Raw genomic sequence first — 696 nt, 5'->3', positions numbered from 1 at the left:
TTTACTTTCTTAGCGATACTTTGTCGACAAGGTGGTTAACACCTTTGTGGAGGATCAAATGGGCTCTTTCTCTGGTTGGAAGAATGTTCAATTCCAGATTGAGTCCATTAATATTGCGCCAAATTTCTTTCGCTTTACTTTTCGCTTCATCGACCGACAGCTGCGTATAGTGGCTGAAGTAGGAGCCTGGTTTAGTAAAAGCTCCGCGGCGAAACTTCAAAAATCTCTCGACATACCACTGCTCTATCGTTTCACTTTCCGCATCAACATAAATTGAGAAATCAAGAAAATCAGATACAAATACTCGATGTGGATCATGTGGGTAGTCCATACCGCTTTGTAATACGTTTAAGCCTTCAATAATAAGCACGTCAGGTCGGTCGACTTTTTTTAGCTCATCAGTAATGTCGTATGTGATGTGTGAGTAAACAGGTACTTCAAGATTTGGCTTGCCCGCCTTTACATCAGAAACAAATTCTACCAAACGTTTGATGTCGTAAGATTCGGGAAAACCCTTGCGATGCATGATACCGCGCTCTTCCAAAACCTTTTTGGGATACAGAAAGCCATCCGTTGTAACTAAGGCGACTTTGGGATGATTTTCCCAACGAGAAAGCAGTGCTTTAAGAATACGAGCTGTTGTACTTTTTCCAACAGCCACACTACCCGCAATGCCAATAACAAATGGCGGAGCGT

At 42.4% G+C, this 696-nt stretch carries 1 protein-coding gene; it reads right to left on the bottom strand.

Annotation, left to right across the window (positions count from 1 at the left end; genetic code table 11):
• Window position 1: 1 nt before the first annotated feature.
• Window positions 2-696: type I pantothenate kinase (gene coaA / locus R7R78_RS26450; protein ID WP_225474651.1), on the bottom strand; the 695-nt coding region annotated here is incomplete at its 5' end.

The sequence above is a fragment of the Vibrio sp. 2134-1 genome, assembly GCF_033339495.1.
This window is presented reverse-complemented; position numbering and strand designations above follow the sequence as displayed.